Annotated in this window: 15 protein-coding genes, 1 pseudogene and 1 riboswitch; of the genes and pseudogenes, 10 read left to right on the forward strand and 6 right to left on the reverse strand. The window is 76.9% G+C overall.

Going from position 1 to position 19596, the window contains the following annotated elements; all coding sequences use genetic code 11:
* Positions 1 to 82 precede the first annotated feature (82 nt).
* From ACRYMN_RS03950 to ACRYMN_RS03965, 4 genes and pseudogenes are all read right to left on the reverse strand, one after another.
* A pseudogene (locus ACRYMN_RS03950) lies at positions 83 to 1618 on the reverse strand (sulfate adenylyltransferase subunit 1); the annotation flags it as partial.
* Positions 1618 to 2556: a sulfate adenylyltransferase subunit CysD gene (gene cysD / locus ACRYMN_RS03955; protein WP_432492286.1), complete on the reverse strand. Its 939-nt coding sequence runs from the start codon at positions 2554 to 2556 to the stop codon at positions 1618 to 1620. The gene cysD and the pseudogene ACRYMN_RS03950, both read right to left, overlap by 1 nt.
* Before the next feature lie 20 nt (positions 2557 to 2576).
* Positions 2577 to 3404 carry a phosphoadenylyl-sulfate reductase gene (locus tag ACRYMN_RS03960; RefSeq protein WP_432492184.1) on the reverse strand — a complete coding sequence of 276 codons (828 nt, stop codon included), beginning with the start codon at positions 3402 to 3404 and terminating at the stop codon, positions 2577 to 2579.
* Entirely contained in the window at positions 3401 to 5140 is a 1740-nt protein-coding gene (locus ACRYMN_RS03965) for a nitrite/sulfite reductase (RefSeq protein WP_432492186.1), read from the reverse strand. The genes ACRYMN_RS03960 and ACRYMN_RS03965 overlap by 4 nt, the downstream gene beginning before the upstream one ends.
* A 287-nt stretch (positions 5141 to 5427) precedes the next feature.
* Positions 5428 to 5543: riboswitch (SAM riboswitch) on the forward strand.
* A 32-nt stretch (positions 5544 to 5575) separates the two neighbouring features.
* Here ACRYMN_RS03965 and ACRYMN_RS03970 point away from each other — a divergent pair.
* Genes ACRYMN_RS03970 through metE form a run of 4 tightly spaced genes read left to right on the forward strand, consistent with a single transcriptional unit; the run spans position 5576 to position 10255 of the window.
* The gene (locus ACRYMN_RS03970; protein ID WP_432492188.1) at positions 5576 to 6514 is read left to right on the forward strand and encodes a sulfite exporter TauE/SafE family protein; all 939 of its coding nucleotides are present in this window, start codon (positions 5576 to 5578) and stop codon (positions 6512 to 6514) included.
* Entirely contained in the window at positions 6511 to 6837 is a 327-nt protein-coding gene (fdxA, locus tag ACRYMN_RS03975) for a ferredoxin (RefSeq protein ID WP_432492190.1), read from the forward strand. The genes ACRYMN_RS03970 and fdxA overlap by 4 nt, the downstream gene beginning before the upstream one ends.
* 5 nt (positions 6838 to 6842) lie before the next feature.
* Positions 6843 to 7826: a methylenetetrahydrofolate reductase gene (locus tag ACRYMN_RS03980; protein WP_432492192.1), complete on the forward strand. Its 984-nt coding sequence runs from the start codon at positions 6843 to 6845 to the stop codon at positions 7824 to 7826.
* Positions 7823 to 10255 carry a 5-methyltetrahydropteroyltriglutamate--homocysteine S-methyltransferase gene (gene metE / locus ACRYMN_RS03985; RefSeq protein WP_432492194.1) on the forward strand — a complete coding sequence of 811 codons (2433 nt, stop codon included), beginning with the start codon at positions 7823 to 7825 and terminating at the stop codon, positions 10253 to 10255. Before ACRYMN_RS03980 ends, metE begins: the two co-directional genes overlap by 4 nt.
* A 43-nt stretch (positions 10256 to 10298) precedes the next feature.
* On the opposite strand, the gene ACRYMN_RS03990 is transcribed toward metE, so the two are convergent.
* Positions 10299 to 10592 (reverse strand): antibiotic biosynthesis monooxygenase, encoded by a 294-nt coding sequence (locus ACRYMN_RS03990; RefSeq protein ID WP_432492196.1) that lies wholly within the window; start codon positions 10590 to 10592, stop codon positions 10299 to 10301.
* Positions 10593 to 10617: 25 nt separating this feature from the next.
* A complete protein-coding gene (locus tag ACRYMN_RS03995; protein WP_432492198.1) occupies positions 10618 to 11508 on the reverse strand; it encodes a methylenetetrahydrofolate reductase in 891 nt (296 codons plus the stop codon).
* A gap of 82 nt (positions 11509 to 11590) precedes the next feature.
* Between ACRYMN_RS03995 and ACRYMN_RS04000 the strand changes: the two genes are divergently transcribed.
* The 6 genes from ACRYMN_RS04000 to hrpA all read left to right on the forward strand — a co-directional run bounded on the left by ACRYMN_RS04000 (position 11591) and on the right by hrpA (position 19594).
* The gene (locus ACRYMN_RS04000) at positions 11591 to 12031 is read left to right on the forward strand and encodes a fluoride efflux transporter FluC (protein WP_432492200.1); all 441 of its coding nucleotides are present in this window, start codon (positions 11591 to 11593) and stop codon (positions 12029 to 12031) included.
* The gene (locus ACRYMN_RS04005) at positions 12028 to 12399 is read left to right on the forward strand and encodes a CrcB family protein (RefSeq protein WP_432492202.1); all 372 of its coding nucleotides are present in this window, start codon (positions 12028 to 12030) and stop codon (positions 12397 to 12399) included. The genes ACRYMN_RS04000 and ACRYMN_RS04005 overlap by 4 nt, the downstream gene beginning before the upstream one ends.
* Before the next feature lie 69 nt (positions 12400 to 12468).
* On the forward strand, positions 12469 to 13323 hold the full coding sequence (locus ACRYMN_RS04010; protein WP_432492204.1) for an ABC transporter ATP-binding protein: 855 nt from the start codon (positions 12469 to 12471) through the stop codon (positions 13321 to 13323).
* Entirely contained in the window at positions 13320 to 14096 is a 777-nt protein-coding gene (locus tag ACRYMN_RS04015; RefSeq protein WP_432492206.1) for an ABC transporter permease, read from the forward strand. The genes ACRYMN_RS04010 and ACRYMN_RS04015 overlap by 4 nt, the downstream gene beginning before the upstream one ends.
* Positions 14097 to 14165: 69 nt before the next feature.
* On the forward strand, positions 14166 to 15290 hold the full coding sequence (locus ACRYMN_RS04020) for an ABC transporter substrate-binding protein (protein ID WP_432492208.1): 1125 nt from the start codon (positions 14166 to 14168) through the stop codon (positions 15288 to 15290).
* A gap of 74 nt (positions 15291 to 15364) precedes the next feature.
* Entirely contained in the window at positions 15365 to 19594 is a 4230-nt protein-coding gene (gene hrpA, locus ACRYMN_RS04025; RefSeq protein WP_432492210.1) for an ATP-dependent RNA helicase HrpA, read from the forward strand.
* Positions 19595 to 19596: the final 2 nt, after the last annotated feature.

Genomic DNA, 19596 nt, shown 5'->3' on the forward strand with positions numbered 1-19596 from the left:
CGAGCAGGGGCACGACGTGCGCCGCCGCGCCCGCGGCGCGCACCACCCGCGCCGCCGCCTCGGCCGCGTCCGCGTCCTCGGCGCTCAGCACCGCCACCACGCCGGCGTCCGCCAGCAGCAGGGCCGCCTGGGCGCTGCGGCGCAGCGCCTCGGCCCGCTCGGGCGCCGAGGCGCCCAGGTCCGCGAGCAGCCCGGCGCGCAGGTTCTCCGCGCGCAGCGCGTACCCGGGCCGGCCGGCGGCCAGCAGCGCCGCCTCGACGGCGCCGGCCACGTCGGCCGGGTCGGGCGCGCCCTCGCCGGGCACCAGCCACAGCGCCGCCCCCGGGTGCGCGCGGTGCGCGGTGGACGGGCGCCAGCGCGCGTCCTCCTCGGCCCGGGACCCGGCGCGCCGCTCGACGGCCTCGCGCACCACGCCGGCGGCGACCGTGTCGTGGGTGTGCTCGTCGACCAGGACGAAGGCGCCCATGTCGCGGTTGCGCGCGTACGGCTCGACGACGAGGTCGACGGCCGTGCGCAGCGTCACGGCGCCGATGTCGTTGAGCAGCAGCACCTCCGGGTCGGGCACCTCGGTCAGGGTGGCCGAGTCCATGCGCTCGTGCAGCGCCACGACCTCGGCGCGCACGGTGCGGGTGGTGTGCTTCAGCAGCAGCCGGCGGCCGGGGGAGAGCGGGTCGGTGTGCATCCAGCACACCTGCGCGCGCAGCTCGCGGGTGACGGTGGGCTCGGCGCCGGGGGCCACGAGCACGTCGCCGCGGCCGACGTCGACCTCGTCGGCCAGCTCCACCGCCACCGACAGCGGCGGCACGGCCACCTCGCGCGACTCGTCCAGGGTGTCCAGCGCGGTGACGCGGGTGCGGGCCCCGGAGGGCAGCACCACCACCTCGTCGCCGGCGCGCAGCGTGCCGGCGGCCACCCGGCCGGTGTAGCTGCGCCGGCGCCCGGCCACGGGCCGCGAGACCCACTGCACGGGCAGCCGCAGCCGCCCGACGCCGAAGTCGGGCGGCAGCACCTCCACCGCGTCCAGGTGCTCCAGCAGCGTCGGCCCGTCGTACCAGGGGGTGCGCTCCGAGCGCCGGGCGACGTTGTCGCCGAGCTTGGCGGCCACCGGGACCACGAGCAGCCGCACGCCCAGGCGCTCGGCGACCGCGCGCAGCTCCTCGCGCACCGCCTCGAAGCGGGCACGGTCGAAGTCGACGAGGTCCATCTTGTTCACCGCGGCCACCAGGTGCGGCACGCCCAGCAGGGTCGCGATGCGCGCGTGCCGGCGGGTCTGGTCGAGCACCCCGGCGCGCACGTCCACCAGCAGCATGGCCAGGTGGGCGTTGGAGGTCCCCGTGACCATGTTGCGCGTGTAGCGCTCGTGGCCGGGGGTGTCGGCGAGGACGTAGTTGCGCTTGGCCGTGGAGAAGAACCGGTAGGCCACGTCGATGGTGATGCCCTGCTCGCGCTCGGCGCGCAGCCCGTCGGACAGGGCCGCCAGGTCCGGGCCGTCGGGGCCCTCGACGGCGGCGAGGTGGTCGGTGGGCAGGGAGCCGGTGTCCAGCAGCAGGCGCCCGATGAGGGTGGACTTGCCGTCGTCCACCGACCCGGCGGTGGACATGCGCAGCAGTTCGCGCATCAGAAGTACCCCTCGCGCTTGCGGTCCTCCATGGCGGCGACGGAGGTGCGGTCGTCCGCGCGGGTGGCCCCGCGCTCGGAGACGGTGGCGGTGCCCAGCTCGGCGATGACGGCCTCGACGTCGGCGGCCTCGGAGCGCACCGCGCCGGTGATGGTCAGGTCGCCCACGGTGCGGTAGCGCACCTGCAGGCGCTGCACCCGCTCGCCGGGGCGCGCCGGGGTGAGGTCGGAGACCGCCAGCAGCATCCCGTCGCGCTCGACGACGTCGCGCTCGTGCGCGTAGTAGATGCTCGGCAGCTCCAGGCCCTCCAGCGCCACGTAGCGCCACACGTCCAGCTCGGTCCAGTTGCTCAGGGGGAACACCCGCACCTGCTCGCCCCGGTGGATGCGCCCGTTGTACAGCGACCACGGCTCGGGGCGCTGAGCACGCGGCTCCCACTGGCCGAACTGGTCGCGCACGCTGAAGACGCGCTCCTTGGCGCGGGCGCGCTCCTCGTCGCGGCGCGCCCCGCCGAACGCGGCGTCGAAACCGCCCTCGGCCAGGGCGTCGAGCAGGGTGCGCGTCTGCAGGCGGTTGCGCGAGGCCCCCGGACCGCCCTGCTCGCGCACCCGGCCGGTGTCGATGGCCTGCTGCACCGAGGCGACGACCAGGCGGTGCCCGCCGCGCGCCAGGCGCCGGTCGCGGAAGTCGATCACCTCGGGGAAGTTGTGCCCGGTGTCCACGTGCATCACGGGGAACGGCACGGGGGAGGGGCGGAACGCCTTCTCCGCCAGGCGCAGCAGCACGATGGAGTCCTTGCCCGCGGAGAACAGCAGCACGGGCCGCTCGAACTCGGCCGCCACCTCGCGGATGACGTGGACCGCCTCGGCCTCCAGGGCGCGCAGGTCGTCCACGCGCAGCGGGTCGGCCGCCGGCGCGACCGCACGCGCGGCTGGCAGCGCGGTCGTCGCCGCGGTGCTCACAGGTGGATCCCGCACTCGGTCTTGGCGGTGCCCGCCCAGCGGCCCGAGCGCGGGTCCTCGCCCGGGGCCACCGCCCGGGTGCACGGCTTGCACCCGATGGAGGGGTAACCGCTCGTCAACAGCGGGTTCACGGGGACGGCGTGCTCGGTGGCGTACCCCACCAGCTCGTCGAACGTCCACGCCGCCAGCGGGTTCAGCTTCACCAGACCGTGCCGCTCGTCGAACTGCACCAGCGGGGTGCGCGCCCGCGTGGGCGCCTCCTCGCGGCGCACGCCGGTCACCCACGCCTCGTAGCCGGCCAGCGCGCCGGCGAGGGGCTCGACCTTGCGCAGCCGGCAGCACTGCGCGGGGTCGCGCTCGTGCAGGCGCGGGCCCAGCTCGGCGTCCTGCTCGGCGACCGTGCGCCGCGGCAGCACGTCCACCACGCGCACGGGCAGGGAGAACTCCACCTCGTCGCGCGTGCCGCGCGTCTCCGCGAAGTGGTAGCCGGTGTCCAGGAACAGCACGTCCACGCCCGGGGCGTGGCGCGAGACCAGGTGCGGCAGGACCGCGTCGGCCATGCTGCACGCCACCGCCAGCGTGCCGGGGAAGGTCGCGGCCGCCCAGGCGGCGACCTCCTCGGCGCCGGCGCCGGCCAGGCGCGCGGCGCCCTCCTCGGCGAGCGCGCGCAGCTGCTCGGCCGAGCGCACGCGGCCCGGGGGCGCCGCCGCGCCCTGCGCGGCCGGCAGCGCGGTCGGCAGCGCGGTCGTCGTCGCGGTCGGCAGCGCGGTCGTCGTCGCGGTCGTCGTCGCGGTCGTCGTCGCGGTCGTCGTGCTCTCGCTCATCGCAGAGCCTCCTCGTCGCTGCGGTGGGCCCACGCCGCGAAGGTCTCGCGCGGCTCGCGGGTGTCGAGGTAGCGCCGCACGACGCGCTCGACGTAGTCGGCCAGGCCGGTGGCGGTCACCTTCAGCCCGCGCACGGTGCGGCCCAGGCCGGGCTCGGCGCGGTCGGCGGAGGCCAGGCCGCCGCCGAGGTGGACCTGGAAACCGGGCACCTGCTCGCCGTGCTCGTCCTGCACGAGCTGACCCTTCAGGCCGATGTCGGCGGTCTGGATGCGCGCGCACGAGTTCGGGCAGCCGTTGACGTGCAGCGTGATCGGGGTGTCGATCTCCACCCCGGCCAGGCGCCGCTCCAGCTCGTCGATCGCGCGCGCGGAGGTGGCCTTCGTCTCGACGATGGCCAGCTTGCAGAACTCGATGCCGGTGCAGGCGATCGTGGTGCGCCGGAACGGCGAGGGCGTGGCGGTCAGGCCCAGCTCCTCGGCGCGCGCGACGAGCGCGTCCACCCGGGCCGGGTCGACGTCCAGGACGACGACCTTCTGGTGCGGGGTCAGGCGCACCCGGCGCGAGCCGGCGGCCTCGACCGCGTCGGCCAGCTCGCGCAGCACCGCGCCGCTGACGCGGCCCACCGTGGGCGACAGGCCCACGTACAGGCGCCCGTCCTTCTGCTCGTGCACGCCGACGTGGTCGCCGCGACCGCGCGGCGCCGGCGGCGGCGGCCCGTCCGGCAGCGCCCGGCCCAGGTACTCGCGCTCGAGCACCTCGCGGAAGCGCTCGGCCCCCCAGTCGGCCACGAGGTACTTCAGCCGCGCCTTGTTGCGCAGCCGCCGGTAGCCGTAGTCGCGGAAGATGCTCACCACGCCCAGCCACACCTCGGCGGCGTCGGCCGGGGTGGCGAACGCGCCGAGCCGCTGTGCCAGGTGGGCGCTGGTGGACAGCCCGCCGCCGACCCAGACGTCGTAGCCCGGGCCCAGCTCGGGGTGCACCACGCCGACGAGGGAGACGTCGTTGATCTCGTGGACGACGTCCTGGCTGGGGTGCCCGGTCACCGCGGTCTTGAACTTGCGCGGCAGGTTGGCCAGCTCCGGGTCGCCGATGAAGCGCTCGACGATCTCCTCGACCACGGGCGTGGGGTCGATCACCTCGTCGCGGGCGATGCCGGCCACGGGGCTGCCGAGCACGACGCGGGGGGTGTCGCCGCACGCCTCGGTGGTCTGCAGGCCCACGGCCTCCAGCCGCCGCCAGATCTCCGGCACGTCCTCCACGCGCACCCAGTGCAGCTGCACGTTCTGGCGGTCGGTGATGTCGGCGCTGCCGCGGGCGAACTCCTCGGAGACGCCGGCGACCACCCGCAGCTGCTCGGTGGTCAGGGACCCGCCGTCGATGCGCACGCGCAGCATGAAGAACTCGTCGGAGAGCTCCTGCGCGCTCAGCTGGGCGGTGCGCCCGCCGTCGATGCCCGGGCGGCGCTGCGTGTACAGCCCCCACCAGCGGAAGCGGCCGTTGAGGTCGTCCGGGTCGATGGAGGCGAAGCCGCCGTGCGCGTACACCTGCTCGATGCGCTCGCGCACGTTCAGGCCGCCGTCGGCCGCCTTGAACTCCTCGTTGTGGTTCAGCGGCGTCGTGCCGTCCACGCGCCACTGGCCCTCGCCGCCGGCGCGCGCGGGGCGCGGCCGGCGCGCCGCGGTGCGCGGGCCCGCCGGGCCCTGCTCGGTGGAGGTGGTGCTGGCGTCGGGTGTCATCGGACCTCACGGGGGAGCGGGCTCCTCGTGAGGAGGAACCTCAGGCGGTGGGGTGCAGCGCGCGACCGCGGCGGCAGGCGTAGGTGCTCTGCAACCGCATGAGGTCGACGTACCGGCGCGAGACCAGGCGCACGGCGGGGAGCTGGACCACGGGTCCACGGTAGAGCACGCCGGGGCCAGCTCCAACACGCCGGCCGCGCCGGCGCGCTGCGGCGCCCAGCGGCGCCCAGGGGCGACCTGCGCCGAACCTGTTGACCTGCGTCCGGGGTGCCCCTACCGTCGGGAGCGGTCACGAGTACCAGCGTCAAGCCCCGGCTCGCTGGTCGGCAACCCTCCTCTCGCGGCGGGGTGCTCCGGGTGAGGACCTGGCCGGTCGCGGACGTGCGCCCGGCAAGCGCGGACCTGCGGGTCCCCGGGAAGCGAAGTGGACCCCTCGTGCAGAAGATCGCCCTCCTCGCCGTCGTCGGGCTGCTCGCCCAGCTGGTCGACGGCTCGCTCGGCATGGCCTACGGCGTCACCTCCACCACGCTGCTGCTGGCGATCGGCGCCAACCCGGCGGCCGCCTCGGCCACGGTGCACCTGGCCGAGATCGGCACCACCCTCGCCTCCGGGACGGCCCACTGGCGCTTCGGCAACGTGGACTGGCGCGTGGTGCTGCGCGTGGGCCTGCCCGGCGCCGCCGGCGCCTTCGCCGGCGCCACCGTGCTCTCCTCGCTGCCCTCCGAGGCCGCCGCGCCGGTCATCAGCGCCCTGCTGCTGGTGCTGGGCGTCTACGTCCTGCTGCGCTCGGCCGTCTCCCGCTTCGACGAGCGCTCGCTGCGCAAGCCGCTGCGCCGCCGGTTCCTCGCGCCGCTGGGGCTCTTCGCCGGTTTCGTGGACGCCACCGGCGGCGGCGGCTGGGGGCCGGTGGGCACCCCGGCGCTGCTGGCCTCGGGCCGGCTGGAGCCGCGCAAGGTCGTCGGCTCGGTGGACACCAGCGAGTTCCTCGTCGCGGTGGCCGCCAGCGCCGGGTTCCTCGTCGGCCTGGGCTCGCAGGGCATCGCCTGGGCCTGGGTGGGCGCCCTGCTGGCCGGCGGCCTGATCGCCGCCCCCGTCGCCGCCTGGCTGGTGCGCTACGCGCCGCCGCAGGTCCTGGGCACCGCCGTCGGCGCCGTCATCGTCCTGACGAACTCGCGCACCCTGCTGCGCAGCGACGCGGTGGGCGCCCCGGACGCCGTGCGCTGGGCCGTCTACGCCGTGGTGCTGCTGGCGGGGGCCGTGGCCCTGGCCCACGCGCTGCGCCGGCACCGCCGCGCCCGCCCGGTGCCCGCCCAGCGCACCGGCGCCGCCGGCCTCGTCGGCGCCGTCGAGCCGGAGAGGACCCCCGCGCCGTGACCTACGTGATCGCCCAGCCCTGCGTGGACGTCAAGGACAAGGCGTGCATCGAGGAGTGCCCGGTCGACTGCATCTACGAGGGCAAGCGCTCGCTGTACATCCACCCCGATGAGTGCGTCGACTGCGGCGCGTGCGAGCCGGTGTGCCCGGTGGAGGCCATCTACTACGAGGACGACGTGCCCGAGCAGTGGTCGGCGTTCACCGCGGCGAACGTGCAGTTCTTCGACGCGGTCGGCTCGCCCGGTGGTGCGGCCAAGACGGGCCTGATCGAGGCGGACCACCCGGTGGTGGCCGCGCTGCCCCCGCAGGGCGGGGAGCGCTGAGGTCGGTGAGCGTCGCCGCGCTCGTGGCCGGCGGTGCCGGCCGCCCGACCCTCAGCTTCGAGCTGTTCCCGCCGCGCTCGGAGGCCGCGCGCGACGCGCTGCACGGCGCCGTGGCGCAGCTGGCCGGCGCCGGGCCGGACTTCTTCTCCGTCACGCACGGCGCAGGCGGCACCACCCGCGCCGCCGGGTGCGAGCTGCTGGCGCACCTGCGCCGCGAGACGCGCGCGGTGGCGATGGCCCACCTGACCTCGGTGGGCGCCACCCGCCGGCAGGTCGTGGAGCTGGCGGAGGAGTTCTTCGCCCGCGGCGTGCGCGACGTCCTCGCCGTGCGCGGGGACCCGCCGGCCGGGCGGCTGCCCGACCCGGCCCCCGAGGACGCCGTCACGCGCGCCTGCGACCTCGTGGAGCTGGTGCACGTGGCCGACCGCCGCCACCGGGTGCGCGCCGGGGCGGTGGCGCCGCTGACGGTGGCCGTGGCCGCCTTCCCCGCCTCGCACAGCCCCGGGGACCTGCAGGCGCTGCGCGCCAAGCAGGACGCCGGCGCCTCGTTCGCCATCACCCAGGTGACCTACTCCGCCGCGGAGTACGCCGCCTTCACCGAGCGGGTCCGCGCGGCCGGCATCACGCTGCCGCTGCTGCCCGGCATCGTCCCCACCACCGACCCCGCGCGGCTGCTGCGCCTGCAGCAGCTGACCGGCGTGCCGGTCCCGCGCGAGCTGCTGGCCCTGCTGGAGTCCGCCGCCGAGCACGGCGAGGCGGCCCGCCGGCGCGCCGGCACCCGCTTCGGGCGGGCCCTGGCCCGCGACCTGCTGCGCGCCGGCGCCCCCGGCCTGCACCTCTACACGTTCAACTCGGCGCCCGCGGCGCTGGACCTGCTCGAGGGAGCTCACCTCGGCGCCGGGACCCCGACGGTCCCGAGCTCGGCCGGACGGCCGCAGGCACCCGCGGTTCCCCACGACGCCGCGCTCGCGGCTGGAGGATCACGATGAGCACCCCGTCCCGCACGACCCCGCACGACCCCGCCGGAGCCCCGGGCGCCGCGGACGCGCCCGGCACCGAGGTGCCGGCCTGGTCCGGCACCGTCCTCGGCTACCCGCGCATCGGCCGGCGCCGCGAGACCAAGAGGGCGCTGGAGGCCCTGTGGGCCGGAGAGGCCGACGTGGCCGCCACCGAGCGCGCCCTGGCCCGGGTGCGCGCGAGCACCGTGCGCCGCCTGAACGACCTCGGGCTGCGCGCGCACGACGCCTCGATCCCCTCGGCGTCCTCCGCCTACGACCACGTCCTGGACGCCGCGATCGCCCTCGGCGCGGTGCCGCCGCGCTTCGCCGACGTCGTCGGCGCCGACGGGCGCGTGGACCTGGCGGGCCTGTCGACCATCGCCCGCGGCCGCGGCGCGGACGCCCCGCTGGAGATGACGAAGTGGTTCGACACGAACTACCACTACCTCGTCCCCGAGATCGGGCCGGGCACGCAGTTCCGCTTCGCCGACGACCGCTCGGTGCGCGAGTTCTCCGAGCACCTGGCCGACGGGTTCCTCACCCGCCCCGTCCTCGTCGGGCCGGTGACGTTCCTGCTGCTGTCCAAGGCCGCCGACGGCAGCCCGGAGGGCTTCGCGCCCATCCAGCGCCTGGACGACCTGCTGCCCGCGTACGCCGAGCTGCTGGCCGCGCACGCCGCCGCCGGCGCCGCCTGGGTGCAGCTGGACGAGCCCGCCCTGGTCAGCGACTCGGCCACCGCCGGCGTCGAGGACCTGCCGCGGCTGGTGGCCTCCGCGTACGCGGCGCTGGCCGCCGCCCCGGTGCGCCCGAAGCTGCTCGTGGCCGCGCCCTACGGCGATCTGGGCGCCCTCCTGGCACCGCTGGCCGCCAGCGCCGTCGAGGGGCTGGCCGTGGACCTCGTGCGCGGCGGCGCGCCGGCCGGGCCGGTGCCCGGGCTGGAGGGCAAGACCCTCGTCGGCGGCGTCGTCGACGGGCACAACGTCTGGCGCGCCGACCTCGCACCCGCCCTGCAGCGCCTGCAGGAGCTGCGCGCCGTGGCCGGCACCGTCGTGGCCGGCACCTCCACCTCGCTGCTGCACGTGCCGCACGACGTGGAGGAGGAGACGCACCTGCCGGAGCGGCTGCGCGGCTGGCTGGCGTTCGCCGACCAGAAGGTCGCCGAGGTCGTCCTGCTCGGCGAGGCGCTGCGCCGGCCCGGCGCCGGTGCCGCCGCCGTCGCCGCCAGCTCCGCCGCGCGCGCCGACCGGCTGGCCGCCCCCGGCGTGGTGCGCCCGGACGTGCGCGAGCGGCTCGCGCGGCTGGGGCCGCAGGCCCTGCACCGCGGCGACTACGCCGTGCGCCGTGCCGCGCAGGAGCAGGCGCTGGACCTGCCGCTGCTGCCCACGACGACCATCGGCTCCTTCCCGCAGACCGCCGAGATCCGCTCGGCGCGCGCCGCCCGCACCGCCGGGCGCCTGGGCCAGCGCGAGTACGAGGAGTTCCTGCGCGCCGAGATCGACCGCGTGGTCGCGCTGCAGGAGGAGCTCGACGTGGACGTCGTCGTGCACGGCGAGCCCGAGCGCAACGACATGGTCCAGTACTTCGCGGAGAACCTCGACGGCTTCGCGGTGACCCGCCACGGGTGGGTGCAGTCCTACGGCTCGCGCTGCGTGCGCCCGCCGGTGCTGTGGGGGGACGTGGCCCGTCCCGCGCCGATCACCGTGCCGTGGGCCGCGCACGCCGCCTCGCGCACCTCCCGGCCGGTCAAGGGCATGCTCACCGGGCCGGTGACGATCCTGGCGTGGTCGTTCGTGCGCGACGACCAGCCGCTGGGCGAGACGGCCCGCCAGGTGGCCCTGGCGCTGCGCGACGAGGTCGCCGACCTCGAGGCCGCCGGCATCGGCGTCGTGCAGGTCGACGAGCCGGCGCTGCGCGAGCTGCTGCCGCTGCGCCGCGCGGACCAGCCCGACTACCTCGACTGGTCGGTCGCCGCCTTCCGGCTGGCCACCGCTGGCGCCGCCGACGCCACGCAGGTGCACACCCACCTGTGCTACTCGGAGTTCGGCGAGGTCATCGACGCCATCGACCGCCTCGACGCGGACGTCACCAGCATCGAGGCGGCCCGCTCGCGCATGGAGGTGCTGCCGGACATCGCGCGCGCCGGGTTCGCCCGCGGCATCGGCCCGGGCGTGTACGACATCCACTCCCCGCGCGTGCCGACCCGCGAGGAGGTCGTCGAGCTGCTGCGCCTGGCGGTCGCCTCGGTGCCCGCGCGGCAGGTGTGGGTCAACCCCGACTGCGGGCTGAAGACGCGCGGGTACGCCGAGACCGTCCCGGCGCTGCGCAACCTCGTGGCCGCCGCCGCGCAGGTGCGCGCCGAGCTGGCCGCCGCCGCGACCAGCGGCGCCGGCGGGGCCGGCGAGCCCGTCACGGCGAGCTGACCGGGCCGGCCCGCGCACCGGAGGGGGTGCGCGGGCCGGACCCTCAGCCGCCCAGCGGGGTGAGCAGCTCCGCGCGCGCCGAGGTGATCAGCTCGCCCACGCGGCGCAGGAACTCCGCGGTGGCCGGGCGCGCCTCGTGCGCGGCGTGCGCGGCGCGGTCGGCGTACTCCTCGTAGAACAGCCGCGCCAGCGGCTCGCCCTCCACGCGGTGCGGCACGTACGTCAGCGTGCCGGGTTCCTCCGCGAGGATCCCCGGCACGGTCCGCTCGACGAGCTCGTCGAACGCGCGGGCCGAGGCCTCGTCGGGCAGGTCGAAGCGGACTGCGATGGCGAACACGGGGCCTCCGTCGTCGAGCGGCGTCTCAGCGGTGCCGGTCCAGCCGGCGCAGGGCATCCTGCCGCCACGCCTCGGTGCCCGCCACGTCGTTGAAGGTGAACACGTGCAGGCCCGCCAGGTGGTGCCCGGGCGCGTCGAACTGCCCGGCCAGGCCGGCGAGCACCGGGCCCGGGTCGTAACCGCGGGGGGTGAAGAAGCGCCGCAGCAGCCCGGGCTGCTTGCGCAGGAACCGGGCCGACTCCCCGACGCCGATGCCGGCGCTGATGCGCAGCAGCTTCTCCCGGCCCACCGCGCCGGGCACGCCCACCCGCACCGGCAGGTGCACCCCCAGGGCGGCGACCTCGCGGGCCCAGGCGGTGATCGCGCCGGCGTCGAAGCAGACCTGGGTGACCACGTGGTGGGCCAGCGGCGCCTTCTGCGCCAGGGAGCGCTCCAGCACGTCCCGCCCCAGGGAGGCGTGCCCCTCCGGGTACCCGGCGATGCCGATGTCGGTGAACGGGTGCTCCAGCTCGTGCAGGGCCTGCAGCAGCGAGCGCGCGTCGGGGAACTCCCCGGCGTGCTGGGCGTCGCCGCCGACGACGAACACCGACGTGGTGCCGGCGGCGCGCAGCCGCTCCACCACCTCGCGCAGCCGCGCCGCGTCGGGCACCATCCGTGCCGACAGGTGCGGGGCGACGCGGTACCCCTCGGCGCTGAGCCGCTCGGTCAGGGCCAGGGTGGCGTCCGTGCCCCTCGACGGGGAGGCCGTGACGGTCAGCGGGACGCTGCGCGGGACGTGGGCCAGCACGGCCTCGGCGGTGCCGCCGAAGGGCAGCACCTCGTAGCCGGCGCCGTCGAGCACCGCGCGCAGCCGGCGCTGCGCGCCCGCCGGTCCCCGCGCCGCCGCTCCCCGCGCCGCCGCTCCCCGCTCCACCACGCCCCCCCGTGCCCTGCCCGTGCCCTGCCCGTGTCCGTGCCCGTCGTGCTCGCCGTGCTCGCGGGGCCTAGCCTGCCGCACCGTGAGCACCCCCGCGCCCGCCCCCCGCCCGCCCGGGGCGACGGTGCTCGCGGTGGCCGCCGGCGCCGTCGCGGGCGCCCTGGCCCGCCACGGCGCGTCCCGGTGGCTGCCGGTGCCCGCCCACGGCTGGCCGGTGGCCACCACCGCGGTGAACCTGCTGGGCTGCCTCGCGCTCGGCGTCCTGCTCGAGGCGCTGGCCCGCCGCGGCCCGGAGACCGCCCGGCGCTGCCTGGTGCGCCTGGGCGTCGGCACGGGCCTGCTGGGCAGCTTCACCACCTACAGCGCGCTGGCCGTGGAGGTGGACCTGCTGGCCCGCGACGGGGCGTGGGGCCTGGCGCTGGCGTACCCGCTGGCCTCCGTGGTCGCCGGCGTCGCGCTGTGCGCCGCCGGGGCCGCCCTCGGCGCGCGCCTGGTGCCGCGGTCGGCGGGGGAGGGCGCGTGACGCTGCTGGCGCTGGCGCTCGCGGCGGCCGCCGGGGCGCTGGCCCGCCACGGCGTGGACACGGCCCTGCAGCGCCGCTGGCCGCAGCGGCCCACCGCGCCCGTCCTCCTCGTCAACGTCACCGGCAGCCTGCTGCTGGGCCTGCTCACCGGTCTCGTCGTCGCCCGCGGCGCCCCGGGCTCGCTCACCGCGGTGCTGGGCACCGGCTTCTGCGGCAGCTACACCACCTTCAGCACCGCGTGCTTCCAGACGTTCTCCCTGCTGCGCCGCGGGCTCCCCGGGGCGGCCGCGGCGCACGCCGCCGCGACGCTGGTGGCGACCACGGCCGCCGCGGCGCTGGGCCTGGCCGTCACCGGGGCGCTGGGCTGAACCGCCCCGCCCCCCCGCCCCGCCCGCCCGTGCGACGGGAGCGGCCCGTGCGCTGAGTAGGGTCGGGGCGTGGTGGAGCAGCCGGCCGGCAGCGGGGAGCAGCCGTTCGTGGACGTGCGCGACGCCTGCAAGGTCTACCAGGACGGCGGGCACCCGGTCACGGCGCTGCGCCACGTCGACCTGCAGGTGCCGCGCGGGCGGTTCGTCAGCGTCATCGGGCCCTCCGGCTGCGGCAAGTCCACCCTGCTGCGCCTGGTCGCCGGGCTGGAGGGCCCCGACCGCGGCGAGGTGCGCATCTGCGGCGAGACCCCCGCGCGCGCCACCGAGCGCAAGATGGTCGGTTTCGTGCCGCAGACGCCCGCCCTGCTGCCCTGGCTGGACGTGCTGGGCAACGTGCGGGTGCTGGAGAAGGTCAACCGCGCCGGCGCGCGCCGGCGCGGGCCCGTGCCGGCGCCCGCCGTCGCCGAGCGCTGCGACCTCGCCGGCGACCCCGAGGCGCTGCTGCGCCGGCTGGGGCTGGGCGACGTGCTGCACGCGCGCCCCGGGCAGCTGTCCGGCGGGATGCAGCAGCGCACCGCGATCGCGCGGGCCTTCGCGCTGCAGCCGCAGGTGCTGCTGATGGACGAGCCGTTCTCGGCGCTGGACGAGTTCACCCGCGAGGCCGCGCAGCTGCAGCTGCTGGACGTGTGGCAGGAGCTGCGCACCACGGTGGTGTTCGTCACCCACTCCATCACCGAGGCGGTGCTGCTGTCCGACACCGTCGTGGTCATGGCCGCCGGCCGGGTGGCCGGCACCGTCGAGGTCTCCCTGCCCCGCCCGCGCCGCTCCGCCCAGCTGGACTCCGGCGCCATGCACGAGCACGAGCACCGCGTGCGCGAGCTGCTCTCGCACGCCTGGCACGCCGACGCCCGGAGCGCGCCGTGAGGGCGCTGCCGGCGGCCGCGCTGCACCCGCGGGTGTGGCTGCCGACCGTCGTGGCGCTGCTGGTGGCCGCGGCGGTGTGGGAGCGCGTGGCCGGGGCCAACCCGTACGTCCTGCCGCGGCTGGGCGCGGTGGGCGCGCAGCTGGCGGGGGAGCCGGCCTTCTACCTGGCCAACGCCTGGACCACCCTGTCGGAGGCGCTGCTGGGCCTCGCCGTGGGGGCGCTGGCGGCGTTCGCCGTGGCCGTGGGCGTCTCGGAGTCGGTGCTGCTGCGCCGGGCGGTGCTGCCGCTGGCCGTCGTGCTCAACGTCACCCCCGTCGTCGCGATCGCCCCCGCCCTCGTCGTCGCCTTCGGCTTCGGGATCGTGCCGAAGGTCCTCGTCGCGGCGCTGACGACGTTCTTCCCCGTGCTGATGAACACCGCCACCGGCCTGCGCTCGGTGCGCCGGGAGGTCCTGCAGGTCTTCCGCACCGTGCACGCCTCGCGCTGGGACGTGCTGCTGCGCCTGCGCCTGCCCAGCGCGCTGCCGTTCGTCTTCGCCGCCCTGCGGGTGGTCTTCCCCCTCTCGCTGGTCGGCGCCATCGTCGCGGAGTTCACCGCTGCCGGCGCCACCGCCGGGCTGGGCACCGTCATCAGCGTGGCCTCCTCGAACTCCCAGCTGGACCGGGTGTTCGCCGCCATCGCGTGCCTGGCCCTGCTGGGGGCCCTGCTGCTGCTCGTGGTCACCACCGTCGAGCGGCGCGTGCTCTCCTGGCACTCCTCGCAGCAGCGCTGACCAGACCCCCGACGAACACCCCGACGAACACCCCCGCGAACTCCCCGACGAACCCCGGAGGACACCCCCGTGAGCACCCGCAGGACCACCGCCCGGCGCCGCCCGGCCCTCGCCGCGGCCGCGGCCGCCCTGCTGCTGGCCGGCTGCTCCGGCGGCACCGGGGGCGAGGGGGGCGGCGACGGCGGGCCCGGCACCGCCCCGGCCCAGGCGCGCGGCTCGGCGGTCAGCGCCGAGCGGTGCGCGCAGAACGAGGCGGCCGGCACGATCACCTACCTGACCGGGTACCAGTTCCAGGCGTCGGCGAGCATCCTCGACCCCGTCGCCGCCGAGGCGCTGGGCTACTTCGACGCCGTGTGCCTGGACGTGGAGCTGCAGCCCGGCAGCGGTGAGACGGCGCAGAACGCCCAGCTCGTCGCCGCCGGCACCGCGCAGGTCTCCTCGATCGCCGGGGCCTCCGACGTCCTCGTCAACGTCGACAACGGCGTGGACGTCACCGCCGTCGCCCTCTTCGGGCACGTGCCGGTGGCCACCCTGCTCACCCGCCCGGACGTCACCGACCTGAGCCAGCTCGAGGGCACCGTCCTGGGCCACAAGGGCGCCCTGCCGGTGACGATCGACGCCATGCTGCGCTCGGCGGGGGTGGACGTGGCGAGCATCGAGCAGGTCCAGGTCGGCTACGACCCCTCCGTGCTGGTGCGCGGGCAGGTGCGCTCCCTGACGGCCTACAAGTCCAACGAGCCGCTGACCCTGCGCGCCCTCGGCGAGGAGGTCGTCGAGTGGAACCCCGAGGACTACGCGGTGCCCGGCTCGATGGCCACCACGATCGTCACCCCGGCGTTCCTGGCCGAGCACCCCACCGCCGTGCAGGACTTCCTGCGCGCGCAGCTGCGCGCGTTCGCGCACTGCGAGGAGCACGCCGCCGAGTGCGTCGGGTACGCCGCCGAGCGCTCGCAGGCCGGCTACGACACCGAGCACAACGAGCAGGTGTGGACCACCGAGGCGCAGCTCGTGCGCGGCTCGCAGCCGGCCGGGCAGCCGCTGGGCGCGATCGACGTGGCCACCGTGCGCACCGAGGCGCAGTTCCTGCTGGACGCCGGCCGGATCGCGGCGGTGCCGGACCTCGACGCCCTCGTCGACGAGGACGTCGTGGCGGGCCTGTACTCCGGCGGCGAGCTGGTCTGGCCGGTGCCCTGAGCGCCCCGGGCGCACCGGCGCGCGCCGCTCGCCGCGGGCGGGGCCCGCGGGCGACGCCGTAGCATGGCGGGGTCATGTCGAGCCCCCCCAGCCGGCCCGGCCGCCCCGACGCCGGGCGGCGCCGCCCCTCCCGCCCCGCGCGCTCGGCCCCCCGCACCGGGCGCCCCGGATCCCGCGGCGGCTCCCCGCGCGACCTGCCCGACGACCCGCGCGCCACCGCCCTGGCCACCCGCCTGGCGTCGGTGTCGCTGCGCGACGAGGACCGCCTGCGCCGGCGGCTGGCCGTGCTCGCGCGCAGCGGCGACGCCGAGGCCGTGCGCCGCGGGCTGGACGACGTGGAGGCGCAGGCCGCGGCCGCCGAGGAGCGCGCCCGGCGCCGCGCCGCCGCGGTGCCGGTGGTGCGCTACCCGCCGGACCTGCCGGTCAGCCGGGAGAAGGACCGCATCGCCGAGGTCCTGCGCGAGCACCAGGTCGTCGTGGTCGCGGGGGAGACCGGCTCGGGCAAGACCACCCAGCTGCCCAAGATCTGCCTGGAGCTCGGCCGCGGGCGGCGCGGGCGCATCGGGCACACCCAGCCGCGGCGCATCGCCGCGCGGGCGGTGGCCGAGCGCGTGGCCGAGGAGCTCGGCGGTGAGGTCGGCGGCGTGGTCGGCTACGCGGTGCGCTTCACCGACAGCGTCGGCGAGGACAGCCTGCTGAAGGTCATGACGGACGGCATCCTGCTCGCGGAGATCCAGCGCGACCCCGAGCTGCTGCAGTACGACACCCTCATCGTCGACGAGGCGCACGAGCGCAGCCTGACGATCGACTTCCTGCTGGGGTACCTGGCGCAGCTGCTGCCGCGCCGGCCCGACCTCAAGCTCGTCATCACCTCCGCGACCATCGAGACCGAGCGGTTCTCGCAGCACTTCGGCGGGGCGCCGGTGCTGGAGGTCTCCGGGCGCACCTACCCGGTGGAGGTGCGCTACCGCCCGCTGGCCGCCGACGAGCTCGCCGAGGAGCTGGCCGGCGAGCTCGACGACGACGCCGGCGAGGCGCTGGACGTCGACGAGGCCCCCGTGCCCGGCGACGACCGCGACCAGACCGAGGGGATCCTCGACGCGGTGCTCGAGCTGGCCGCCGAGGGCCCCGGCGACGTCCTGGTGTTCCTGCCCGGCGAGCGCGAGATCCGCGACACCGCCGAGGCGCTGGAGGGTCTGGTGCGCTCCGAGCGCGACCTGCGCGGCACCGAGGTGCTGCCGCTGTTCGCGCGCCTGACCGCCGAGGAGCAGCACCGCGTCTTCCGCCCGCACGCCGGCCGGCGGATCGTGCTGTCCACCAACGTCGCCGAGACGTCCCTGACGGTGCCGGGCATCCGCTACGTCGTCGACGCCGGCACCGCGCGCGTCTCTCGCTACAGCCACCGCACGAAGGTGCAGCGCCTGCCGGTGGAGAAGGTCTCGCAGGCCTCGGCGAACCAGCGCGCCGGCCGCTGCGGGCGCGTGGCCGACGGCATCTGCATCCGGCTGTACTCGCAGGCCGACTTCGAGGCGCGCCCGCAGTACACCGACCCGGAGATCCTGCGCACCAACCTGGCCGCGGTCATCCTGCAGATGGCCTCCCTGGGCCTGGGCGACATCGCCGCGTTCCCCTTCGTCGAGCCCCCCGAGGCGCGCGCGGTGGCCGACGGCCTGGCGCTGCTGACCGAGCTGGGCGCGCTGGAGGCCGCCCGCCCCGGCGAGCGCGGCGTGCCGCGGCTGACGCGCACCGGCCGCGAGCTGGCCCGCCTGCCCATCGACCCGCGCCTGGGCCGCATGGTGCTGGAGGCGCGGAAGAACTCCTGCCTGCACGACGTGCTCGTCGTGGTGGCGGCGCTGTCCGTGCAGGACCCGCGCGAGCGGCCGCTGGAGCAGCGCGAGCGCGCCGCGCAGCTTCACGCGCGCTTCCGCCACGAGCGCTCGGACTTCCTCACCTACCTGAACCTGTGGAACTACCTGCAGCACCTGCAGCGCGAGCTGTCCTCCTCGGCGTTCCGGCGCCGCGTCAAGGCCGAGATGCTGCACTTCCTGCGGGTGCGCGAGTGGCAGGACACCTACCACCAGCTGCGCCGCGTCACCCGCGACCTCGGCGCCGAGGTGCACGTGCCGGAGGTCGCCGCCCCCGCCGAGGGCGAGGAGGTGCCCGCGCCCGCCTACGACGCCGACGCCGTGCACCGCTCCCTGCTGGCCGGGCTGCTGGGCAACATCGGCCTGAAGGTCGAGCAGGACGAGAAGCGCGAGGGGCGCCGCGGGCGCGACGACGCCCGCCGCGGCCGCGGCGACGGCCCGCGCCAGCAGGAGTACCTCGGCGCGCGCGGCGCGCGCTTCGCCGTGGCACCGGGCTCGTCGCTGGGGCGGCGCTCGCCGGACTGGGTGGTCGCCGGCGAGCTGGTGGAGACCTCCCGCCTGTGGGCGCGCGTGGTCGGCGCCGTGGACCCGCGCTGGATCGAGCCGCTGGCCGAGCACGTCGTCAAGCGGCAGCACTCCGAGCCGCGCTGGTCGCGCAAGCGCGCCGCGGTGGTGGCCACCGAGCGCGTGACGCTGTACGGCGTGCCGATCGTCGCCGGGCGCACCGTCGCCTACGGCGCGATCGACCCGGAGCTCTCGCGCGAGCTGTTCCTCCGCCACGCCCTCGTCGAGGGCGACTTCGAGACCCGCCACGAGTTCTTCGCGCGCAACCGCGAGCTGCTGGAGGAGGCCGAGGAGCTCGAGCACCGCGCCCGCCGGCGCGACATCGTCGTCGACGACGAGGTGCTCTTCGCCTTCTACGACGCGCGCGTGCCCGCCGACGTCGTCTCCGGCCGGCACTTCGACGCCTGGTGGAAGCAGGAGCGCCGCGAGCACCCCGACCTGCTGACCTTCGACCCGGCGATGCTCGTGGCCGGCGACGCCGGCGTCAGCGAGGAGGACTTCCCGGCGGTGTGGCGCCAGGGCGACCTGGAGCTGCCGCTGTCGTACGTCTTCGAGCCCGGCTCGCCGCGCGACGGCCTGACCGTCGACGTGCCGCTGGAGGTCGTCAACCGCTTCGACGAGCGCGACCTGGCCTGGCAGGTGCCCGGGTTCCGGCACGAGCTGGTCACCGCGCTGCTGCGCGCGCTGCCCAAGCAGCTGCGCCGCCACCTCGCCCCCGCCCCCGACAAGGCCGCGCGCTTCCTCGAGCGCGTCGCGCCGCGCCAGCGCGACTTCTGGGAGGCGTTCGAGGAGGAGATGCCGCGCCTGGGCGACGGCACGGAGGTCTACTACGAGGACGTCGACCTCGCCAAGGTGCCCGCGCACCTGCGCCCCACGTTCCGGGTCACCGCCGCCGACGGTTCCGTGCTGGCCGAGGGCGAGGACTTCGCGCGGCTGCGCGAGCAGGTGGCCGGGCAGGTGCGCGCCACCATCGCCGAGGCGGCCGACGAGGTGCGCCGCACCGGCGCGACGTCGTGGCCGCTGCAGCCCGGCCCGGACGACCTGCCCGCGCGGGTGCCCGAGACGCACACCACCGTGCGCCGCGGCAGCGACGTGGTCTCCTTCCCGGCGCTGGTGGACGAGGGCTCCTCGGTGGGGCTGCGCACCTTCGCCACCGCCGCCGAGGCCGCCGCGGCCCACCGCGCCGGCACGGTACGCCTGCTGCTGCTCGTGCTGCCCTCGCCGCTGCGCACCGTGCAGTCCGCGCTGCCCAACGACGCCCGGCTGCTGCTGGCGCGCGCCCCGCACGGCGGCGCGGCCGCCGTGCTGGAGGACTGCCTGCGCGCGGCCGTGGAGGCGCGCCTGGACGCCGCCGGCGGGCCGGTGCGCACCGCCGCGGAGTTCGCGCGCCTGGCCGAGCAGGTCGGCCGCGGGCTGCTCTCGAGCACCACCGAGGTCGTCGACCGCGTCCTGCGGGTGCTGCGCACCGCCGCGCAGGTCGAGCGGGAGGTCTCGCGCACCTCCAGCCTGGCGCTCGTGCCGACGCTGGCCGACGTGCGCGAGCAGTTCGACGGCCTGGTGCACCCCGGGTTCGTCACCGGCACCGGCGCCGAGCGGCTGCCGGACCTGCTGCGCTACCTGCAGGGGATCCTGCGCCGGCTGCAGACCGCGCAGGAGAACCCCCAGCGCGACCGGGTGCGCACGGCCGAGTTCGCCCGCGTGCGCGAGGAGTACGCCGCCCACCTGCGCCGCGCCGGCGCGCACGTGCCGCCCGAGCTGGCGCGCCTGCGCTGGTCGCTGGAGGAGCTGCGGCTGCAGAAGTTCTCCCAGCCGGTGCCCACCGCCGGCCCGGTCAGCGACGAGCGGGTCCTCAAGGCGCTGGCCGAGCTCGGCTGATT

The organism is Kineococcus gypseus (genome assembly GCF_050871305.1).
Lineage (GTDB): Bacteria > Actinomycetota > Actinomycetes > Actinomycetales > Kineococcaceae > Kineococcus > Kineococcus gypseus.